The sequence below is a fragment of the Pseudomonas sp. Sample_14 genome (assembly GCF_004307515.1).
Classification (GTDB): Bacteria; Pseudomonadota; Gammaproteobacteria; order Pseudomonadales; family Pseudomonadaceae; genus Aquipseudomonas; species Aquipseudomonas atacamensis.
In genome coordinates, this window is record NZ_RCOC01000059.1 from 1 (window position 1) to 17,399 (window position 17,399).

At 60.1% G+C, this 17,399-nt stretch carries 17 protein-coding genes; 14 read left to right on the forward strand and 3 right to left on the reverse strand.

Annotated elements, in window-relative coordinates; genetic code table 11:
* Positions 1-81 precede the first annotated feature (81 nt).
* Positions 82-762 carry an alpha/beta family hydrolase gene (locus D8U61_RS13440; RefSeq protein ID WP_110601388.1) on the reverse strand — a complete coding sequence of 227 codons (681 nt, stop codon included), beginning with the start codon at positions 760-762 and terminating at the stop codon, positions 82-84.
* A 92-nt stretch (positions 763-854) separates the two neighbouring features.
* On the opposite strand from D8U61_RS13440, the gene ccoN (D8U61_RS13445) reads away from it, so the two are divergent.
* The 8 genes from ccoN (D8U61_RS13445) (at position 855) to ccoP (D8U61_RS13480) (ending at position 7,752) form a co-directional block, all read left to right on the forward strand.
* The gene (ccoN, locus tag D8U61_RS13445; RefSeq protein WP_130927096.1) at positions 855-2,279 is read left to right on the forward strand and encodes a cytochrome-c oxidase, cbb3-type subunit I; all 1,425 of its coding nucleotides are present in this window, start codon (positions 855-857) and stop codon (positions 2,277-2,279) included.
* A 10-nt stretch (positions 2,280-2,289) separates the two neighbouring features.
* The gene (gene ccoO, locus D8U61_RS13450) at positions 2,290-2,898 is read left to right on the forward strand and encodes a cytochrome-c oxidase, cbb3-type subunit II (protein ID WP_003223389.1); all 609 of its coding nucleotides are present in this window, start codon (positions 2,290-2,292) and stop codon (positions 2,896-2,898) included.
* Between the two features lie 3 nt (positions 2,899-2,901).
* Positions 2,902-3,099: a cbb3-type cytochrome c oxidase subunit 3 gene (locus D8U61_RS13455; protein WP_016773878.1), complete on the forward strand. Its 198-nt coding sequence runs from the start codon at positions 2,902-2,904 to the stop codon at positions 3,097-3,099.
* A complete protein-coding gene (gene ccoP / locus D8U61_RS13460) occupies positions 3,096-4,049 on the forward strand; it encodes a cytochrome-c oxidase, cbb3-type subunit III (protein ID WP_130927097.1) in 954 nt (317 codons plus the stop codon). Before D8U61_RS13455 ends, ccoP (D8U61_RS13460) begins: the two co-directional genes overlap by 4 nt.
* Before the next feature lie 481 nt (positions 4,050-4,530).
* Positions 4,531-5,973, forward strand: a complete 1,443-nt coding sequence (ccoN, locus tag D8U61_RS13465; protein ID WP_024012334.1) for a cytochrome-c oxidase, cbb3-type subunit I — start codon at positions 4,531-4,533, stop codon at positions 5,971-5,973.
* Complete coding sequence (ccoO, locus tag D8U61_RS13470) at positions 5,973-6,581, forward strand: cytochrome-c oxidase, cbb3-type subunit II (RefSeq protein ID WP_007917161.1); 609 nt, start codon at positions 5,973-5,975, stop codon at positions 6,579-6,581. The genes ccoN (D8U61_RS13465) and ccoO (D8U61_RS13470) overlap by 1 nt, the downstream gene beginning before the upstream one ends.
* A gap of 5 nt (positions 6,582-6,586) precedes the next feature.
* Positions 6,587-6,772 carry a CcoQ/FixQ family Cbb3-type cytochrome c oxidase assembly chaperone gene (locus tag D8U61_RS13475; RefSeq protein WP_016775513.1) on the forward strand — a complete coding sequence of 62 codons (186 nt, stop codon included), beginning with the start codon at positions 6,587-6,589 and terminating at the stop codon, positions 6,770-6,772.
* Entirely contained in the window at positions 6,769-7,752 is a 984-nt protein-coding gene (gene ccoP / locus D8U61_RS13480; protein WP_024012333.1) for a cytochrome-c oxidase, cbb3-type subunit III, read from the forward strand. Before D8U61_RS13475 ends, ccoP (D8U61_RS13480) begins: the two co-directional genes overlap by 4 nt.
* Before the next feature lie 495 nt (positions 7,753-8,247).
* Here ccoP (D8U61_RS13480) and D8U61_RS13485 read toward each other — a convergent pair whose 3' ends face one another.
* A complete protein-coding gene (locus tag D8U61_RS13485) occupies positions 8,248-9,252 on the reverse strand; it encodes a metallophosphoesterase (RefSeq protein WP_130927098.1) in 1,005 nt (334 codons plus the stop codon).
* A gap of 474 nt (positions 9,253-9,726) precedes the next feature.
* On the opposite strand from D8U61_RS13485, the gene ccoG reads away from it, so the two are divergent.
* The 6 genes from ccoG to hemN all read left to right on the forward strand — a co-directional run bounded on the left by ccoG (position 9,727) and on the right by hemN (position 16,773).
* Positions 9,727-11,142 (forward strand): cytochrome c oxidase accessory protein CcoG, encoded by a 1,416-nt coding sequence (gene ccoG, locus D8U61_RS13490; protein ID WP_041479087.1) that lies wholly within the window; start codon positions 9,727-9,729, stop codon positions 11,140-11,142.
* Positions 11,143-11,155: 13 nt separating this feature from the next.
* Positions 11,156-11,695, forward strand: a complete 540-nt coding sequence (locus D8U61_RS13495) for a FixH family protein (protein WP_041479088.1) — start codon at positions 11,156-11,158, stop codon at positions 11,693-11,695.
* Positions 11,696-11,830: 135 nt separating this feature from the next.
* Positions 11,831-14,281 (forward strand): heavy metal translocating P-type ATPase, encoded by a 2,451-nt coding sequence (locus D8U61_RS13500; RefSeq protein ID WP_130927099.1) that lies wholly within the window; start codon positions 11,831-11,833, stop codon positions 14,279-14,281.
* A 23-nt stretch (positions 14,282-14,304) separates the two neighbouring features.
* Positions 14,305-14,517 carry a cbb3-type cytochrome oxidase assembly protein CcoS gene (ccoS, locus tag D8U61_RS13505; RefSeq protein ID WP_039763029.1) on the forward strand — a complete coding sequence of 71 codons (213 nt, stop codon included), beginning with the start codon at positions 14,305-14,307 and terminating at the stop codon, positions 14,515-14,517.
* The gene (locus D8U61_RS13510) at positions 14,510-15,193 is read left to right on the forward strand and encodes a sulfite exporter TauE/SafE family protein (RefSeq protein WP_130927100.1); all 684 of its coding nucleotides are present in this window, start codon (positions 14,510-14,512) and stop codon (positions 15,191-15,193) included. Before ccoS ends, D8U61_RS13510 begins: the two co-directional genes overlap by 8 nt.
* A 197-nt stretch (positions 15,194-15,390) precedes the next feature.
* On the forward strand, positions 15,391-16,773 hold the full coding sequence (hemN, locus tag D8U61_RS13515) for an oxygen-independent coproporphyrinogen III oxidase (protein WP_130927101.1): 1,383 nt from the start codon (positions 15,391-15,393) through the stop codon (positions 16,771-16,773).
* Here the strand turns inward: hemN and D8U61_RS13520 are convergent.
* Positions 16,770-17,252: a hypothetical protein gene (locus D8U61_RS13520; RefSeq protein ID WP_110646922.1), complete on the reverse strand. Its 483-nt coding sequence runs from the start codon at positions 17,250-17,252 to the stop codon at positions 16,770-16,772. The two genes, hemN and D8U61_RS13520, sit on opposite strands and share 4 nt — an antisense overlap.
* Positions 17,253-17,399 lie beyond the last annotated feature (147 nt).

Below are 17,399 nucleotides of genomic sequence, written 5' to 3' on the forward strand. Positions count from 1 at the left end.
GAAACGTCGGACCGCCCCCAAGGGGGCGAGGGGGAAAGGGAGCCGATCTTCATGCAACGCAAAGTCCGGCCCGACTCAAAATCAGTCACGGAGAAATTCAGCCACCTTCTGTGCAGCACCCGCCAAATGATCGGAGTGCGTAAAGCCAGAAGCCTTGAGCGGCTTCAAATCATGATCCCCCGCCACCAACCAAAACACCTCAATCCCCGGCGCTAACGAATACCCCTCAACCGCCTCGCGATTCCCCAGAGCATCCCGCTCCCCCTGCACAATCAACGCCCGCGTGCGCAACGAAGCCAAATGCTCAACCCGAGGCTTCTCCGGCTTCCCCACCGCATAAAACGGATACCCCAGACATACCAACGCATCCACCCCCAACTCATCCGCCACCAGACTCGCCATCCGCCCGCCCATCGACTTGCCGCCAACAGCCAAAACCCCAGCGACATGACGCCGCACAAGCGCAAACACCTCCCGCCAACATTCCTGCAACTTGCCAGCAGGATTCGGCGGCCGCTTCACCCCATCCACCCGCCGCTGCGCCATATACGGAAACTCAAACCGCAACACGTTGACCCCAAGCCCGGCAAGGCGCCCAGCCATGTCGTTCATCCACTCGCTATCCATCGGCGCCCCCGCCCCGTGCGCCAGAATCAGCGTTGCCGAAGCCTCACCAACAGCGGCATCCCAAAGCCACCCATGATCGAGCACACACTGCGCCCATTGATCCCCGTCAATACTGGCCTTGTGCTGTTTGTCCATGCTTGCCTCGCTTTTAGTCTGCCTATAACTCCAGGCGAAGGATTCGCGTCGTTTGCGCGCGCTCACTTCGGCTGAACCGTGGATGGGGAACCATGAACACTTCTATCAGTACCGCCTACAACTACAAGGTGGTCCGCCAATTCGCCATTATGACGGTGGTGTGGGGCATCGTCGGCATGGGCCTCGGGGTTTTTCTCGCGGCGCAATTGGTCTGGCCGGAACTCAACTTCAATTTGCCCTGGACCAGTTTCGGCCGTCTGCGCCCGCTGCACACCAACGCGGTGATCTTCGCCTTCGGTGGCTGCGCGCTGTTCGCCAGCTCTTTTTATTCGGTGCAACGCACCTGCCAGACGCAATTGTTCGCGCCGCAAATCGCCGCGTTCTGCTTCTGGGGCTGGCAACTGGTGATCCTGTTGGCGGCGATCAGCCTGCCGTTGGGTTACACCAGTTCCAAGGAATACGCCGAACTGGAATGGCCGATCGACATCCTGATCACCATCGTCTGGGTCGCCTACGCGATCGTGTTCTTCGGCACGATCATGCAGCGCAAGACCAAGCACATCTACGTGGGCAACTGGTTCTTCGGCGCGTTCATCATCACCGTGGCGATCCTGCACATCGTCAACAACCTCGAGTTGCCGGTGAGTTTCACCAAGTCCTACTCGGTGTACGCCGGTGCAACCGACGCCATGGTGCAATGGTGGTATGGCCACAACGCCGTGGGCTTTTTTCTCACCGCCGGCTTCCTCGGCATGATGTATTACTTCGTGCCGAAACAGGCCGAGCGTCCGGTGTATTCGTATCGCCTGTCGATCGTGCACTTCTGGGCCTTGATCACCCTGTACATCTGGGCCGGCCCGCACCACTTGCACTACACCGCGCTGCCGGACTGGGCGCAATCGCTGGGCATGGTGATGTCGCTGATCCTGCTGGCACCGAGCTGGGGCGGCATGATCAACGGCATGATGACTCTCTCGGGCGCCTGGCATAAGTTGCGCAGCGACCCGATCCTGCGCTTCCTCGTGGTGTCGCTGGCGTTCTACGGCATGTCGACCTTCGAAGGGCCGATGATGGCGATCAAGACGGTCAACGCCCTCTCCCACTACACCGACTGGACCATCGGCCACGTTCACGCCGGCGCCCTCGGTTGGGTAGCGATGATCTCGATCGGCGCGCTGTACCACATGATCCCGAAAATCTTCGGCAAGGCGCAGATGCACAGCGTCGGCCTGATCAACGCGCATTTCTGGCTCGCGACCATCGGCACCGTGCTCTACATCGCCTCGATGTGGGTCAACGGCATCGCCCAGGGCCTGATGTGGCGCGCGGTGAACGAGGACGGCACGCTGACCTACTCCTTCGTCGAAACCCTGGTGGCCAGCCACCCAGGCTTCATCGTGCGGCTGGTGGGTGGGGCGATCTTCCTCAGCGGCATGTTCCTGATGGCTTACAACACCTGGCGCACCGTGCGGGCCTCCCAGCCTGCTGATGTCGTTGCTGCCGCGCAGATGGCCTGAGGAGTCCGCCATGAAACACGAAACGATTGAAAAGAACGTCGGCCTGCTGATGCTGCTGATGGTGTTCGCCGTGAGCATCGGCGGCCTGACCCAGATCGTCCCGCTGTTCTTCCAGGACGTCACCAACAAACCGGTGGAAGGCATGAAGCCCTACACCGCGTTGCAACTGGAAGGCCGCGACATCTACATCCGCGAAGGCTGCGTCGGTTGCCACTCGCAGATGATTCGCCCGTTCCGCGCCGAAACCGAACGCTACGGGCACTACTCGGTGGCCGGCGAAAGCGTCTGGGATCACCCGTTCCTGTGGGGTTCGAAACGTACCGGTCCGGACCTTGCGCGGGTCGGCGCGCGCTACTCTGATGACTGGCACCGCGCGCACTTGTACAACCCGCGCAACGTTGTGCCGGAATCAAAGATGCCGGCCTATCCATGGCTGGTCACCCAAGCGGTCGACAGCAGCCACACCGAAACCAAGCTGAAAACCATGCGCACCCTCGGCGTGCCGTACACCGATGACGACATCAGCGGCGCGGTCGCCAGCCTCAAGGGCAAGACCGAAATGGACGCCCTCGTTTCCTATCTGCAAGTGCTCGGCACTGCGATCAAGAGCAAGAGGTGAGCCATGGTCATTGAAATGAGTGCAGGCCTGATCCGCGGCCTCGGCACGGTCGTGGTGTTCGTCGCCTTCGTCGGTTTGACCTTGTGGGTGTTCAACCGCAAGCGCACGCCGGAATTCGCCGAAGCACGCCTGCTGCCGTTCGCCGACGAACCACTACCCGAAACAATTTCAGCCCCTGAAACAAGGAGTACCCGGCCATGACCACCTTCTGGAGTACGTGGATCTGCGTACTGACCATTGGCAGCCTGATCGGCCTGACCTGGCTGCTGATCGGCACGCGCAGGGGCGAGACCAAGGGCAGCGTCGACCAGACCATGGGCCACAGCTTCGACGGCATCGAGGAATACGACAATCCGCTGCCGCAGTGGTGGTTCATGCTGTTCGCCGGCACGCTGGTGTTCTCGGTGGGCTATCTGGTTCTGTATCCGGGCCTGGGCAACTGGAAAGGCATCCTGCCCGGTTACGAGGATGGCTGGACCGGCGTGCATGAGTGGGAAAAGGAAATGAACAAGGCGGACGCCCGGTTCGGTCCGATCTTCGCCAAATTCGCCGCCATGCCCCTGGAAGAAGTGGCCAAGGATCCGCAGGCGCTGAAAATGGGTGGTCGTCTGTTCGCCTCCAATTGCTCGGTGTGCCACGGCTCGGATGCCAAGGGTGCGTTCGGCTTCCCTAACCTTGCTGACAGCGACTGGCGCTGGGGCGGCGATGCCGAGACGATCAAGACCACCATCATGGGCGGCCGCATGGCGGCGATGCCGGCTTGGGGCGAAGTGCTCGGTGAGGCCGGGGTGAAAAACGTTGCCGCGTATGTGCGCCACGAACTGGCCGGCCTGCCGCTACCTGCCGACAGCAAGGCGGATCTGCAAGCCGGGCAGCAGGCGTTCAGCACCACGTGCGTGGCTTGCCACGGCGCAACTGGCCAAGGCACCCCTGCCATGGGCGCACCGAATCTTACCCACCCGGCCGGCTTCATTTATGGCACCAGCCTGACCCAACTGGAGCAGACCATTCGCCATGGTCGTCAGGGGCATATGCCGGCGCAGAATGAATTGCTGGGCAACGATAAAGTGCAATTGCTTGCCGCTTATGTGTACAGCCTTAGCCACGGATTGAACACAGCAAAACTGATAACTGAAGACAACAAAAAATAGCAATTGCGTACACCACTGCCGCAGCTTTCTCGCTGCGGCAGTTTCCCGCCCCTTTGCGACGCATTGTCGCACCCCTTGGATCCTCTCCTTTCGGAACCCCGGATTCGGGTCTACGCTTCATCGAAGCGGACCGGCTGAAGTCGGTTTCCAGTTCAATCCCGAACAATGCGCACCATGAACCGGCTGATGGATTCGCCGCAAACGCAGGTAGATAACGGCTGTTGCGCCGATTGCCCGCAATCCCCCGATCACGACCTGAGAATGGGCACCGTTGACGGCGATCCGGATTGCGAGCTTTTTACGCGCACTGCGACATTTTGTCAGAGGCCATTTTTGACCCTACGCGGCGCATGGAAAGGCCGCAGAATCAGCGTTGGAAAGCATTGACCCAGGTCATGGCGCGTTGCAATGACCCCCTGCTTTATACATACTTGCGGCCGATTTTATCCCTATAAAAATACCCAAACCGTGGAACCTTAGAATGAGCACAGCAATCAGTCCGACTGCTTATAACTATAAGGTAGTCCGCCAGTTCGCCATCATGACGGTGGTCTGGGGGATCCTTGGCATGGGGCTCGGTGTCTTCATCGCCTCGCAACTGGTCTGGCCGGAACTGAACTTCGGTCTGCCGTGGACGAGCTTTGGACGCTTGCGCCCGTTGCACACAAACCTGGTGATTTTCGCCTTCGGCGGTTGTGCACTGTTTGCCACTTCCTACTATGTCGTGCAGCGAACCTGCCAGACGCGACTGATTTCCGACAGCCTCGCGGCCTTCACCTTCTGGGGCTGGCAAGCGGTCATCGTTGGCGCAATCATTACCTTGCCGCTGGGTTACACCACCACCAAGGAATACGCCGAGCTGGAATGGCCGATCGCGATTCTGCTGGCGATTGTCTGGGTCACTTACGGTCTGGTGTTCTTCGGCACCATCACCAAGCGCAAAACCAAGCACATCTATGTCGGCAACTGGTTCTACGGCGCGTTCATTGTCGTCACCGCGATGCTGCACATCGTCAACCACATGTCGCTGCCGGTCAGCCTGTTCAAGTCGTATTCGGCTTACTCCGGTGCCACTGACGCGATGATCCAGTGGTGGTACGGCCACAACGCGGTGGGTTTCTTCCTGACCACCGGTTTCCTCGGGATGATGTACTACTTCGTGCCGAAACAGGCCGAACGCCCGATCTATTCCTATCGTCTGTCGATCGTGCACTTCTGGGCGCTGATCACCCTGTACATCTGGGCCGGCCCGCACCACCTGCACTACACCGCCCTGCCGGACTGGGCACAATCGCTGGGCATGGCGATGTCGATCATCCTCCTGGCGCCAAGCTGGGGCGGCATGATCAACGGCATGATGACCCTGTCGGGCGCCTGGCATAAGTTGCGCACCGACCCGATCCTGCGCTTCCTCGTGGTGTCGCTGGCGTTCTACGGCATGTCGACCTTCGAAGGGCCGATGATGGCGATCAAGACTGTCAACTCGCTCTCGCACTACACCGATTGGACCATCGGCCACGTACACGCCGGCGCCCTCGGTTGGGTAGCGATGATCTCGATCGGCGCGATCTACCACATGATCCCGAAACTGTTCGGCCGGGCGCAGATGCACAGCACCGGGCTGATCAACGCGCACTTCTGGCTCGCCACCATCGGCACCGTGCTTTACATCGCCTCGATGTGGGTCAACGGCATCACCCAGGGCCTGATGTGGCGTGCAATCAACGATGACGGCACCCTCACCTACTCGTTCGTCGAAGCGCTGCAGGCCAGCCACCCGGGCTTCATCGTCCGTGCGCTGGGCGGTGCTTTCTTTGCCAGCGGCATGCTGCTGATGGCTTACAACGTGTACCGCACCGTTCGTGCGTCGGATCCGGTTGAAGCCGAAGCCGCCGCCAAGATTGCCGTCGTTGGAGCTCACTGATGAAGCATGAAGCTGTCGAGAAGAATATTGGCCTGCTGGCCTTCTTCATGGTCATCGCCGTCAGCGTCGGTGGCCTGACCCAAATCGTTCCGCTGTTCTTCCAGGACGTCACCAACAAGCCGGTCGAGGGCATGAAGCCGCGCTCGGCGCTGGAACTGGAAGGCCGCGACGTATACATCGCCAACGGTTGTGTCGGCTGCCACTCGCAGATGATCCGCCCGTTCCGCGCTGAAACCGAACGCTACGGCCACTATTCGGTGGCCGGTGAAAGCGTCTGGGACCACCCGTTCCTGTGGGGTTCCAAACGCACCGGTCCGGACCTGGCCCGCGTGGGCGGTCGTTACTCCGATGACTGGCAACGTGCGCACTTGTACAACCCGCGCAACGTGGTCCCCGAGTCAAAAATGCCGGCTTACCCGTTCCTCGTGGAAAACAAGCTCGACGGCAAGGAAACCGCGAAAAAAATGGAAGTCTTGCGCACCCTCGGCGTGCCTTACACCGACGAAGACATCGCCGGTGCACAGGATGCCGTGAAGGGCAAAACCGAAATGGACGCGCTGGTGGCCTATCTGCAAGGCCTGGGCACCATCATCAAAAGCAAACGGTGAATCTGATGGATATCGGGATGATTCGAGGCCTGGGCACCGTGGTCGTGATGGTGGCCTTCATCGGTCTGGCCTTGTGGGTGTTCAGCCCCAAGCGCAAGTCGGAATTCGACGACGCGACCATGCTGCCTTTTGCCGATGATCCCGAAGCCATCAAGCACGTCGAGCAAGCTTCTAGGAGTAACAAAGAATGACTACATTCTGGAGTCTGTACGTCACAGTCCTCAGTCTCGGTACGATCTTCGCCCTGACCTGGCTGCTGCTGTCGACCCGCAAGGGCCAGCGCAGCGAACAGACGGACGAGACGGTCGGCCACTCCTTCGACGGGATCGAGGAGTACGACAACCCGCTGCCGAAATGGTGGTTCATGCTGTTCGTCGGCACCATCATTTTTGCCCTGGGTTATCTGGTGCTGTACCCGGGCCTGGGCAACTGGAAAGGTCTGCTGCCGGGCTACAACTATCTGGATACCGAGAAGCAGACCGCGTTCGCCAACGGCCAGACCGGCTGGACCGGCGTCCACGAGTGGGAAAAGGAAATGGCCCGTTCGGACGCTCGCTTCGGTCCGATTTTCGCCAAGTTCGCGGCGATGCCGATCGAAGAAGTCGCCAAGGATCCGCAGGCACTGAAAATGGGCGGCCGTTTGTTCGCGTCCAACTGCTCGGTGTGCCACGGTTCCGACGCCAAGGGCGCCTATGGCTTCCCCAACCTGACCGACGCCGACTGGCGCTGGGGCGGTGAGCCGGAAACCATCAAGACCACCATCATGGGCGGCCGCCACGCGGTGATGCCGGCATGGGCGGAAGTGATCGGTGAGCAAGGCGTGGCTGACGTAGCGGCCTTCGTGGTGACCAATCTCGACGGGCGCAAACTGCCGGAAGGCACCAAGGCCGACCCGGCCAACGGCCAGAAACTCTTCGCCGCCAACTGCGTGGCTTGCCACGGCCCTGCCGGTAAAGGCACCCCGGCCATGGGTGCGCCTGACCTGACCCATCCGGGCGCATTCATCTACGGCTCGAGCTTCGCGCAACTGCAGCAGACCATCCGCTACGGCCGTCAGGGCCAGATGCCGGCTCAGGAACAACTGCAGGGCAATGACAAGGTGCACCTGCTGGCGGCGTATGTTTACAGCCTGTCTCACGGTGAAAAAGCACCGGAGGCGAAGGCTGAGTAAAGCCAACGCTTGAAGCAAAAAAGGCCACGCCAATGGGAATTGGCGGGGCCTTTTTTCATGCTGGCATTCACGATTCGAAACGCTTGCTCGATGGACCTGAGCTGAGATGCACGGTAGGTTTTTTTTCGCCCCGATAAGCCATATCGGCTCCACTTCAAGGATGAAGCCCCAATGTCGAAAGACGACCAAAGCACACTGCAAAATCAGCCTCAGCCCGGCTCGACCCATAGGGCAGGGTTCGAACGAATTGTGAAACCGTTACTCGAGGTATCGCAGAAAACCATTATCAGCCCCGGTAACGGTGGCGGACTCGACGGCCTCGGCGGCGGTAGATTGCTCTGACAAGGGCAGCAAAAAACACCGAATTTACCCCCTATATCCAGCGCCTCGCGTCTTGGCGGGAGGCGCTTTTGCCGGTGCCCTTATGAAAGTGACAAACCGATTGTCCTCGAACTGACTGATGAATACCCCGCCCTATCAGCGGCGGGGCTTTTGTCAGGGGCGTTGGGCGAAGATTGAATGCACCACAGTGGTGTCGATCAACGTTCGATTGCGCCATTGGTTGTTCTTCACCAGGTACACCTGGAGTTGCTTGCGATCCTCAGTGAAACTGGCAATCAGATAGGTTTGCTGAGAGGTACTGCCGCTCAGGTACATGGGCACGTTACCTTGCTGATAGGCATCACCTCCGTCCTTGTGCAAATGGCCGGCAAAAATCGCCGTCACTCGATATTTGTTAACCATGTCGTAGAAGCGTTTCTGTTGCGCCTGGGTTCCCATGTGGTTCAACGGTTTATGCATGTTGATGATGATGGCGTAGCCCGACGCTCGCGCCAGCCTGAGATCCGTCTCGAGCCAATCCAGCGCATCGTTGATTTCGAACGTTGTCGGGTTCAATGGATGAGCAATCCGGGCGGTATAGGTCGGTTCGTTGTTGAGCTGAACCATATGCACTTCACCAATATTTTTCGAATAGGCGAGACTGCCCGAATAGGTCTTGCTCAGAAAGCCACTGGTAATCTTCAGATCAAAGTTATCGACCTTACCTTCATGATGCTCTTTGAACTCGACGATACTTCCTGCCGCACAGCTATTGCTAAAGCAATCATCGACATTGTTTTCATAGTCGTGATTACCAAGCCCGTAGAGATATTCGCCCTTGAAATGTTTATCCAGCAGATCCTTCAGGAACGAGCGCTGCCAGCCATGCCCGAATGCGGTTATATCACCATTGATCATCAAGGGAACCTGCGCTTGAGAGCCGTGTTGATTTCTGAATTCGGCAATGCTCGCAAGTTGGGTTTCCACCAGCCATTTCGAGCGCTCCTTGAATTCGGAATCGGATTCGGGGATGCGGCGATCGGTCTTGTCCGTCCACGGATATTGAGTATCCGAAGCAAACACCATGTGTTTCGGCATGTCAGTAGTGGCCTGAGCGGTAATAGCCGAAGCTAACATCCAGGCACCCACAAAGATTCTCTTGAGATTATTCAAATTCATGCTTTTAAATTCCATTTAAATTAACTATCAATACGCAAAAGAATTTCGCGAGAGCAAAACTTATGCGAACACAGCTAAAACTTCAAAGCATTCATAAACAACAATCAAGTTTATATATTTCAGACCCAACAACTTGTAACAGGCAGCCAATTCAATCTGTGGCTCTTGTAGCCGAAGTGGCAACGACGGACGGTTTGTCGTTCAACTTGCGACATCAACAGTTGTTGCTTGAACAAGCGATTGAAAAGATGAACTAGCCGCTTCGGCAAAACCGTCCATACTCATCAAGTCAATTGATCTGCGTCAGGCTTTTGCGCAATCGCTACACCATCCGCATTTTTTACCCAACGCGACCAAAGGTCGCACCCTTGAGCCAGAGCGGCAGGCGTATCATCACGCTACTGCAACAGCCCTTTTTGACTTCGGTTGGCACGTATCGACCGAGGCATTTTTCCACTGCCGTGGGATGCAATGATGAGCAATCAGATTCCGGTACACGACGTCACGCCGCCGAGCAAGAACGCGAACAACAGCGTCGACCTTTATGCCTCACGAGAAAAAATCTACACCCGTGCCTTCACCGGCCTGTTCCGCAATCTGCGGATGCTTGGCGGTGCGGCGTTGTTTCTGCTGTATTTCGGCACGGTGTGGCTGAACTGGGGCGGTCACCAGGCGGTGTGGTGGAACCTGCCGGAGCGCAAATTCTTCATCTTCGGCGCGACTTTCTGGCCACAGGATTTCATCCTGCTCTCGGGGCTGTTGATCATTGCCGCGTTCGGCCTGTTCTTCATCACCGTGTACGCCGGGCGCGTCTGGTGCGGTTATACCTGCCCGCAGAGCGTGTGGACGTGGATTTTCATGTGGTGCGAAAAGGTCACCGAAGGCGACCGCAACCAGCGCATCAAGCTCGACAAGGCGCCGATGAGCGCCAACAAATTCCTGCGCAAACTGGCCAAGCATTCGCTGTGGCTGCTGATCGGTTTTGTCACCGGCATGACCTTTGTCGGCTACTTCTCGCCGATACGCGAACTGGTCATCGAATTTTTCACCGGTCAGGCCGATGGCTGGTCGTATTTCTGGGTCGGTTTTTTCACCCTCGCCACGTACGGCAATGCCGGCTGGTTGCGTGAGCAGGTGTGCATCTACATGTGCCCGTATGCGCGCTTCCAGAGCGTGATGTTCGACAAGGACACGCTGATCGTTTCCTACGACCCGCGCCGTGGCGAAAGCCGTGGGCCGCGCAAGAAAGGCATCGACTACAAGGCGCTGGGGCTGGGCGATTGCATCGACTGCACGATGTGCGTGCAGGTCTGCCCGACCGGCATCGACATCCGCGATGGCCTGCAGATCGAGTGCATCGGCTGCGCTGCGTGCATCGATGCCTGCGACAGCATCATGGACAAGATGGATTACCCGCGCGGGCTGATCAGCTACACCACCGAACACAACCTCTCCGGGCAGAAAACCCATAAACTGCGACCGCGCCTGATCGGCTACGCCGTAGTGCTGCTGGCGATGATCAGCCTGTTGGTCGCCGCGTTCTTCATGCGCTCACTGGTCGGTTTCGACGTCAGCAAGGACCGCGTGCTGTACCGCGAAAACGCTGAAGGCCGGATCGAAAACGTCTACAGCCTGAAGATCATGAACAAGGATCAGCGCGACCACACTTACCTGCTGCAAGCCGAGGGCCTGCCGGACCTGCGCCTGCAAGGCAAGCGCGAGATCAAGGTTGCTGCCGGCGATATCGTCAGCATGCCGGTCGAGTTGTCGAGCGCACCGGAACAACTGCCATCGAGTACCAATGAGGTGAAATTCATCCTCAAGGACGCCGATGACAACAGCGTCCACGTTGAAGCCAAGAGCCGATTCATCGGCCCACAAATCCGTTGAGAGAATTTTGAACATGCCCGCTGCAAACGCCGCAAGTCCCTGGTACAAGCACCTCTGGCCGTGGATCATCATCGCGATTCTGGCCTGCTCGGTGGCCTTGACCCTGTCCATGGTGACCATCGCGGTGAACAACCCGGACAATCTGGTCAACGACAACTATTACGAAGCGGGCAAAGGCATCAACCGTTCACTGGATCGCGAGCTGCTGGCGCAAACCCTGAAGCTGCGTGCGGCGGTGCATCTGGATGACGTGACCGGTGAAGTCGATCTGCGCTTGAACGGTGACAGCCAGCCGCAAACCCTGGAACTGAACCTGATCTCGCCGACCCAGCCGGAGAAGGATCGCAAGATTGTTTTGACCCGCAGTGGCAGCGAGAGCGGGCGCTACATCGGCCAGTTGAGCGACAAGGTTGAAGGGCGACGGTTTGTCGAGTTGCTTGGCAGCCAGGATGAGCACGTGTGGCGCATGTTTGAAGAAGAACTGGTCAGCCATGACAAGGAACTGCTGCTGGGTGATGAGCCATTGCAGGGTGCCGAAGACCTGAAAAACTAAGCCTTACTCTGATCGTTCCCACGCTCTGCGTGGGAACGCAGCCAGGGACGCTCCGCGTCCCAGCCGAAGCGGACGCGGAGCGTCCGGGGAGGCATTCCCACGCGGAGCGTGGGAACGATCATCGGAACGCGCACCATGACCAGCCCAACCCCCTGCTACCACTGCGCCCTGCCCGTCCCGTCCGGCAGCCGCTTCACCGCCGTCGTCCTCGGGCAGGCCCGCGAGTTCTGCTGCCCGGGCTGTCAGGCGGTGGCCGAAGCCATTGTCGCCGGTGGTCTGGAAAGCTATTACCAGCATCGCAGCGAAGCGTCGGCCAATCCCGAAGCGCTGCCGGTGCAACTGACTGATGAACTGGCGCTGTACGACCGCGCCGACGTGCAGCAACCCTTCGTGCGCCACGAAGGCGATCTGGCCGAAACCACCTTGTTGATGGAAGGCATCAGTTGCGCCGCCTGCGGCTGGCTGATCGAGAAACACCTGCGCACCCTCCCCGCCGTCGCCGAAGCGCGGTTGAACCTGTCCAACCATCGCCTGCACGTACGCTGGGCCGACGCACAATTGCCGCTGAGCCAGATCCTCGCCGAGCTGCGCCACATCGGTTACGCCGCCCACCCGTACCAGTCCGATCGCGCGAGCGAACAATTGGCCAGCGAGAATCGCCTGGCCCTGCGCCAGCTCGGCGTCGCCGGGTTGCTGTGGTTTCAGGCGATGATGGCGACCATGGCCACCTGGCCGGAATTCAACATCGATCTGAGCCCGGAGCTGCACACAATCCTGCGCTGGGTCGCGCTGTTTCTCACCACACCCATCGTGTTCTACAGCTGCGCGCCGTTCTTCAAAGGCGCAATGCGCGATCTGCGCACCCGCCACCTGACCATGGACGTCTCGGTGTCGCTGGCGATCGGCAGCGCTTACATCGCCGGGATCTGGACGTCGATCACCGGGGTCGGCGAGCTGTACTTCGATGCGGTCGGCATGTTCGCCCTGTTTCTTTTGGCCGGGCGCTATCTGGAACGCCGCGCCCGCGAACGCACCGCTGCTGCCACCGCGCAACTGGTCAACCTGTTACCGGCCTCGTGCCTGCGCCTGGATAGCGATGGCCAGAGCGAACGCATCCTGCTCAGCGAGTTGCGCGTGGGCGAGCGGATTCTGGTGCAGCCGGGCTCGATTCTGCCGGCTGACGGCAAGATCATCGACGGCCAGTCGAGCATCGACGAATCGCTGCTGACCGGCGAATACCTGCCACAGCCACGCACGCTCGGTGATGCGGTCACTGCGGGCACGCTCAACGTCGAAGGCGCATTGACCGTGCAAGTGCAGGCGCTGGGACAGGACACGCGTCTCTCCGCGATCGTGCGCCTGCTCGATCGCGCTCAGGCGGAGAAACCGCGTCTGGCGGAAATCGCCGACCGCGCCGCGCAATGGTTTTTGCTGCTGTCGCTGATTGCTGCGGCAGTGATCGGCCTGCTGTGGTGGCAGCTGGACTCAGCGCGGGCGTTCTGGATCGTTCTCGCCATGCTGGTGGCGACCTGCCCGTGCGCGCTGTCGCTGGCGACGCCGACCGCCCTCACCGCCGCCACCGGCACCCTGCACAAACTCGGCCTGCTGCTGACCCGCGGCCACGTCCTGGAAGGCTTGAACCAGATCGACACAGTGATCTTCGACAAGACCGGCACGCTCACTGAAGGTCGCTTGGTGCTGCGCTCGATTCGCCCGCTCAGCGCGCTCGACAGCGAGCAATGCCTGGGCCTCGCCGCTGCGCTGGAAAACCGTTCGGAACACCCGATTGCCCGCGCTTTCGGCCGTGCGCCGCTGGCCGCCGAGGACGTGCACAGTACACCGGGGCTTGGCCTGGAAGGCGTGGTCGGTGAGCAACGCTTGCGCATCGGTCAGGCCGAATTTGCCTGCGCCCTGAGCGGCGCGGCACTGCCGTCAATGCCTGATGAAGCCGGACAATGGTTGCTGCTCGCTGACACCCACGGGCCGCTGGCGTGGCTGGTGCTCGATGATCGCCTGCGTGACGATGCCCCCGCTCTGCTCGCGGCTTGCAAAGCGCGGGGCTGGCGCACCTTGCTGTTGTCCGGCGACAGTTCGCCGATGGTCGCCAGTGTCGCCGCCGAACTGGGCATCGACGAGGCCCGTGGCGGCTTGCGCCCCGATGACAAACTGCGAGTGCTGCAACAACTGCACAAGGAAGGACGCAAAGTGTTGATGCTCGGTGACGGCGTCAACGACGTGCCGGTACTGGCTGCGGCCGATATCAGCGTGGCCATGGGCTCGGCCACCGATCTGGCGAAAACCAGCGCCGATGCGGTGTTGCTGTCCAACCGCCTCGACGCCCTGGTGCAAGCCTTTACACTGGCGCGACGCACGCGCCGGGTAATCATCGAAAACCTGCTGTGGGCAGCGCTGTACAATGGCCTCATGTTGCCGTTCGCCGCCCTCGGCTGGATCACTCCGGTGTGGGCGGCGGTCGGCATGTCGATCAGTTCGCTGACCGTGGTGCTCAACGCCCTGCGCCTGACTCGCCTGCCGAGCGCGCCGGGCGCCGGCAGCCCGACCCAAACCCGCCCGCTGCCGGCCTGAGCCGCGCGGGCCTGGAGTTACCGATGCCAGCTCTCTACGTGATGATTCCCGCTGCCTTGCTGATCGTCGCCATCGCCGTGTACATCTTCTTCTGGGCGGTGGACAGCGGCCAGTACGATGACCTCGACGGCCCGGCGCACAGCATCCTGTTTGACGATCAGGATCCCAACCACACCGCTGCGGTGGACGAAGCCAACGCCGGCAAACCGGACGACAAGGCGCCACCCCATGCTTGAACTGGCGCCCCTGCTGGTCTCGGCGCTGATTCTCGGCCTGCTTGGTGGCGGCCATTGTCTGGGCATGTGCGGCGGTCTGATGGGCGCGCTGACCCTGGCGATTCCCAAAGAACAGCGCAGCCGGCGCTTTAGTCTGTTGCTGGCGTATAACCTCGGGCGGATTCTCAGTTATACCACGGCGGGATTGCTCATCGGCCTGGCCGGCTGGGCAGTCGCCAACAGCCCGGCGGCGCTGTTCATGCGCGTACTGGCCGGGTTGCTGCTGATTGCCATGGGCTTGTACCTGGCCGGTTGGTGGAGCGGGCTCACCCGTATCGAAGCGCTCGGGCGTGGTTTGTGGCGCTTTATTCAACCGGTGGCGAATCGCTTGCTGCCGGTTTCCAGCCTGCCGCGCGCCTTGCTGCTCGGTGCGCTGTGGGGCTGGCTGCCGTGCGGGCTGGTTTACAGCACCTTGCTGTGGAGCGCGAGTCAGGGCAATGCGCTGGACAGTGCATTGCTGATGCTCGCTTTCGGCCTCGGCACCTGGCCGGTGCTGCTCGCCACCGGGCTGGCGGCTGAGCGGGTCACGGCGATCCTGCGCAAACGCAGCGTGCGCATGGCGGGTGGTTTGCTGGTGATTGTGTTTGGCCTGTGGACCTTGCCCGGGCCGCATCAGCATTGGCTTATGGGCCATTAAATGTGTGGGGCGGCCTTCGCGAGCAGGCTCGCTCCAACAGGTCTTGAGTACGCTGCAAATCCAATGTGGGAGCGAGCCTGCTCGCGAAGACGCCCGCACGAACAACACAAATCCTCGCCGTTGATGCAAATCAAGATGCCCTGTAACGCCCTCCCCTAGACTCGCCACACTGCCAGCCTATCCGGGGGAATGCCCGCATGCTCGACGCCATTCGTTGGGACTCTGATCTGATCCGCCGCTACGATCTGGCGGGGCCACGCTACACCTCGTACCCGACCGCCGTGCAATTTCACGGTCAGGTCGGCACTTTCGACCTGTTCCATGCCCTGCGCGACAGCCGCAAGGCGCAGCGGCCGTTGTCGCTGTACGTGCATGTGCCGTTCTGCGCGAACATTTGCTACTACTGCGCCTGCAACAAGGTCATCACCAAGGATCGCGGCCGTGCGCAGCCGTATCTGCAACGGCTCGAGCAGGAAATCCAATTGATTGCCTGTCACCTCGACCCGGCGCAAACCGTTGAGCAACTGCATTTCGGTGGTGGCACACCGACCTTTCTCAGCCACGACGAATTGCGCCAGGTGATGGCGCACCTGCGCAAGCATTTCAATCTGCTCAACGATGATTCGGGCGATTACGGCATCGAAATCGACCCCCGCGAAGCCGACTGGTCGACCATGGGCCTGCTGCGCGAACTGGGTTTCAACCGGGTCAGCATTGGCCTGCAAGACCTTGACCCGGCGGTGCAGCGCGCAGTCAATCGCCTGCAAAGCCTGGAAGAAACCCGCGCGGTGATCGATGCGGCGCGCACTTTGCAGTTTCGCTCGATCAACATCGATCTGATCTACGGCCTGCCAAAGCAGACACCAGACAACTTCGCTCGCACCGTCGAGGAAGTGATCAGTCTGCAACCGGATCGCCTCTCGGTATTCAACTACGCGCACCTGCCGGAACGCTTCATGCCGCAACGGCGGATCAACAGCAGCGACTTGCCGAGCCCGGCGCACAAGCTGGAAATGCTCCAGCGCACCATCGAGCAACTGACCGCTGCCGGCTACCGCTACATCGGCATGGACCACTTCGCCCTGCCTGATGACGAACTGGCGATTGCCCAGGAAGAGCACACCCTGCAACGCAACTTCCAGGGCTACACCACCCACGGCCATTGCGACCTGATTGGCCTGGGCGTGTCGGCGATCAGCCAGATCGGCGATCTGTACTGCCAGAACAGCAGCGACCTCAACGCGTATCAGAACAGCCTGGCCAGCGCGCAGCTGGCGACCAGTCGCGGCCTGTTGTGCAACGCTGACGACCGCTTGCGCCGCGCAGTGATCCAGCAACTGATCTGCAATTTCAAACTTGAGTTCGCCGAGATCGAGCAGCAGTTCAACATCGATTTTCAAGGCTACTTCGGCGCGCTCTGGCCGCAGTTGCAAGGTATGGCCGAGGATGGCCTGATCAGGTTCGAGCGCGAGCGCATCGAGGTGCTGCCGGCTGGCCGATTGCTGGTGCGCTCGGTGTGCATGGTCTTCGATGCGTACCTGGAGCAGCAGAACCGCCAGCGTTTCTCCCGAGTGATTTAAGGCTTGGTCAGCAACGAGCCGACCTTGAGGTTCTGATCAGGGTTGAGCGCCGACTGGTTCATGACTTTCGACAAGGAAAGGTTGGCGGTGATCAGGCCGCTGTTGAGGGCGGCGATGGCGCCACGTAATGCGGCGAGCTTGTTGATCTTTTCCTCGTTGGAGAGGGTTCTGTCTGACATGACCGCCGCCATGCGGGCTTTTTTCTCGATGATTTCTTTTTGGATCTTGCGAATCATCTTCAGCAACTGTTGGATGTTCTCCGGTAAGCCACTGTTGTCGATGTCACTGTTTTCGCCGCCGACAGCGGCGGATTTGGCGATGGCCGCGCCGGACAGCGACACTTTGACGCCCTCGACCAAGGTCGGGGTTGCCGCATTCGACAAGGCGTCGTCGCGGTCGATTGCAGCGTCGGGACCGGTTACCTCCGGCGAAGCAGCAATGCCGCTGCTACCGGGGCTTAGCGTGCCAATGGCGGTCATCGGGGCCTTCCTTGGATGAGTACTGATAGTGGGTTATCGGCCGCAGCTGCTGCGGCTTTATGTCTGTAGGACAACGCCGCCGCGTGCTGGCCTGAATGTCCTTCCGTGGGTTACCCTTACGGCTTATGTGTGTTTTCCCACAAGGAT

Excerpts from the sequence above, each read along its gene's own strand:
- D8U61_RS13440 (WP_110601388.1), bottom strand. The coding sequence starts at position 762 with ATGGACAAACAGCACAAGGCCAGTATTGACGGGGATCAATGGGCGCAG.
- ccoN (WP_130927096.1), top strand. The coding sequence starts at position 855 with ATGAACACTTCTATCAGTACCGCCTACAACTACAAGGTGGTCCGCCAA.
- ccoO (WP_003223389.1), top strand. The coding sequence starts at position 2,290 with ATGAAACACGAAACGATTGAAAAGAACGTCGGCCTGCTGATGCTGCTG.
- D8U61_RS13455 (WP_016773878.1), top strand. The coding sequence starts at position 2,902 with ATGGTCATTGAAATGAGTGCAGGCCTGATCCGCGGCCTCGGCACGGTC.
- ccoP (WP_130927097.1), top strand. The coding sequence starts at position 3,096 with ATGACCACCTTCTGGAGTACGTGGATCTGCGTACTGACCATTGGCAGC.
- ccoN (WP_024012334.1), top strand. The coding sequence starts at position 4,531 with ATGAGCACAGCAATCAGTCCGACTGCTTATAACTATAAGGTAGTCCGC.
- ccoO (WP_007917161.1), top strand. The coding sequence starts at position 5,973 with ATGAAGCATGAAGCTGTCGAGAAGAATATTGGCCTGCTGGCCTTCTTC.
- D8U61_RS13475 (WP_016775513.1), top strand. The coding sequence starts at position 6,587 with ATGGATATCGGGATGATTCGAGGCCTGGGCACCGTGGTCGTGATGGTG.
- ccoP (WP_024012333.1), top strand. The coding sequence starts at position 6,769 with ATGACTACATTCTGGAGTCTGTACGTCACAGTCCTCAGTCTCGGTACG.
- D8U61_RS13485 (WP_130927098.1), bottom strand. The coding sequence starts at position 9,252 with ATGAATTTGAATAATCTCAAGAGAATCTTTGTGGGTGCCTGGATGTTA.
- ccoG (WP_041479087.1), top strand. The coding sequence starts at position 9,727 with ATGAGCAATCAGATTCCGGTACACGACGTCACGCCGCCGAGCAAGAAC.
- D8U61_RS13495 (WP_041479088.1), top strand. The coding sequence starts at position 11,156 with ATGCCCGCTGCAAACGCCGCAAGTCCCTGGTACAAGCACCTCTGGCCG.
- D8U61_RS13500 (WP_130927099.1), top strand. The coding sequence starts at position 11,831 with ATGACCAGCCCAACCCCCTGCTACCACTGCGCCCTGCCCGTCCCGTCC.
- ccoS (WP_039763029.1), top strand. The coding sequence starts at position 14,305 with ATGCCAGCTCTCTACGTGATGATTCCCGCTGCCTTGCTGATCGTCGCC.
- D8U61_RS13510 (WP_130927100.1), top strand. The coding sequence starts at position 14,510 with ATGCTTGAACTGGCGCCCCTGCTGGTCTCGGCGCTGATTCTCGGCCTG.
- hemN (WP_130927101.1), top strand. The coding sequence starts at position 15,391 with ATGCTCGACGCCATTCGTTGGGACTCTGATCTGATCCGCCGCTACGAT.
- D8U61_RS13520 (WP_110646922.1), bottom strand. The coding sequence starts at position 17,252 with ATGACCGCCATTGGCACGCTAAGCCCCGGTAGCAGCGGCATTGCTGCT.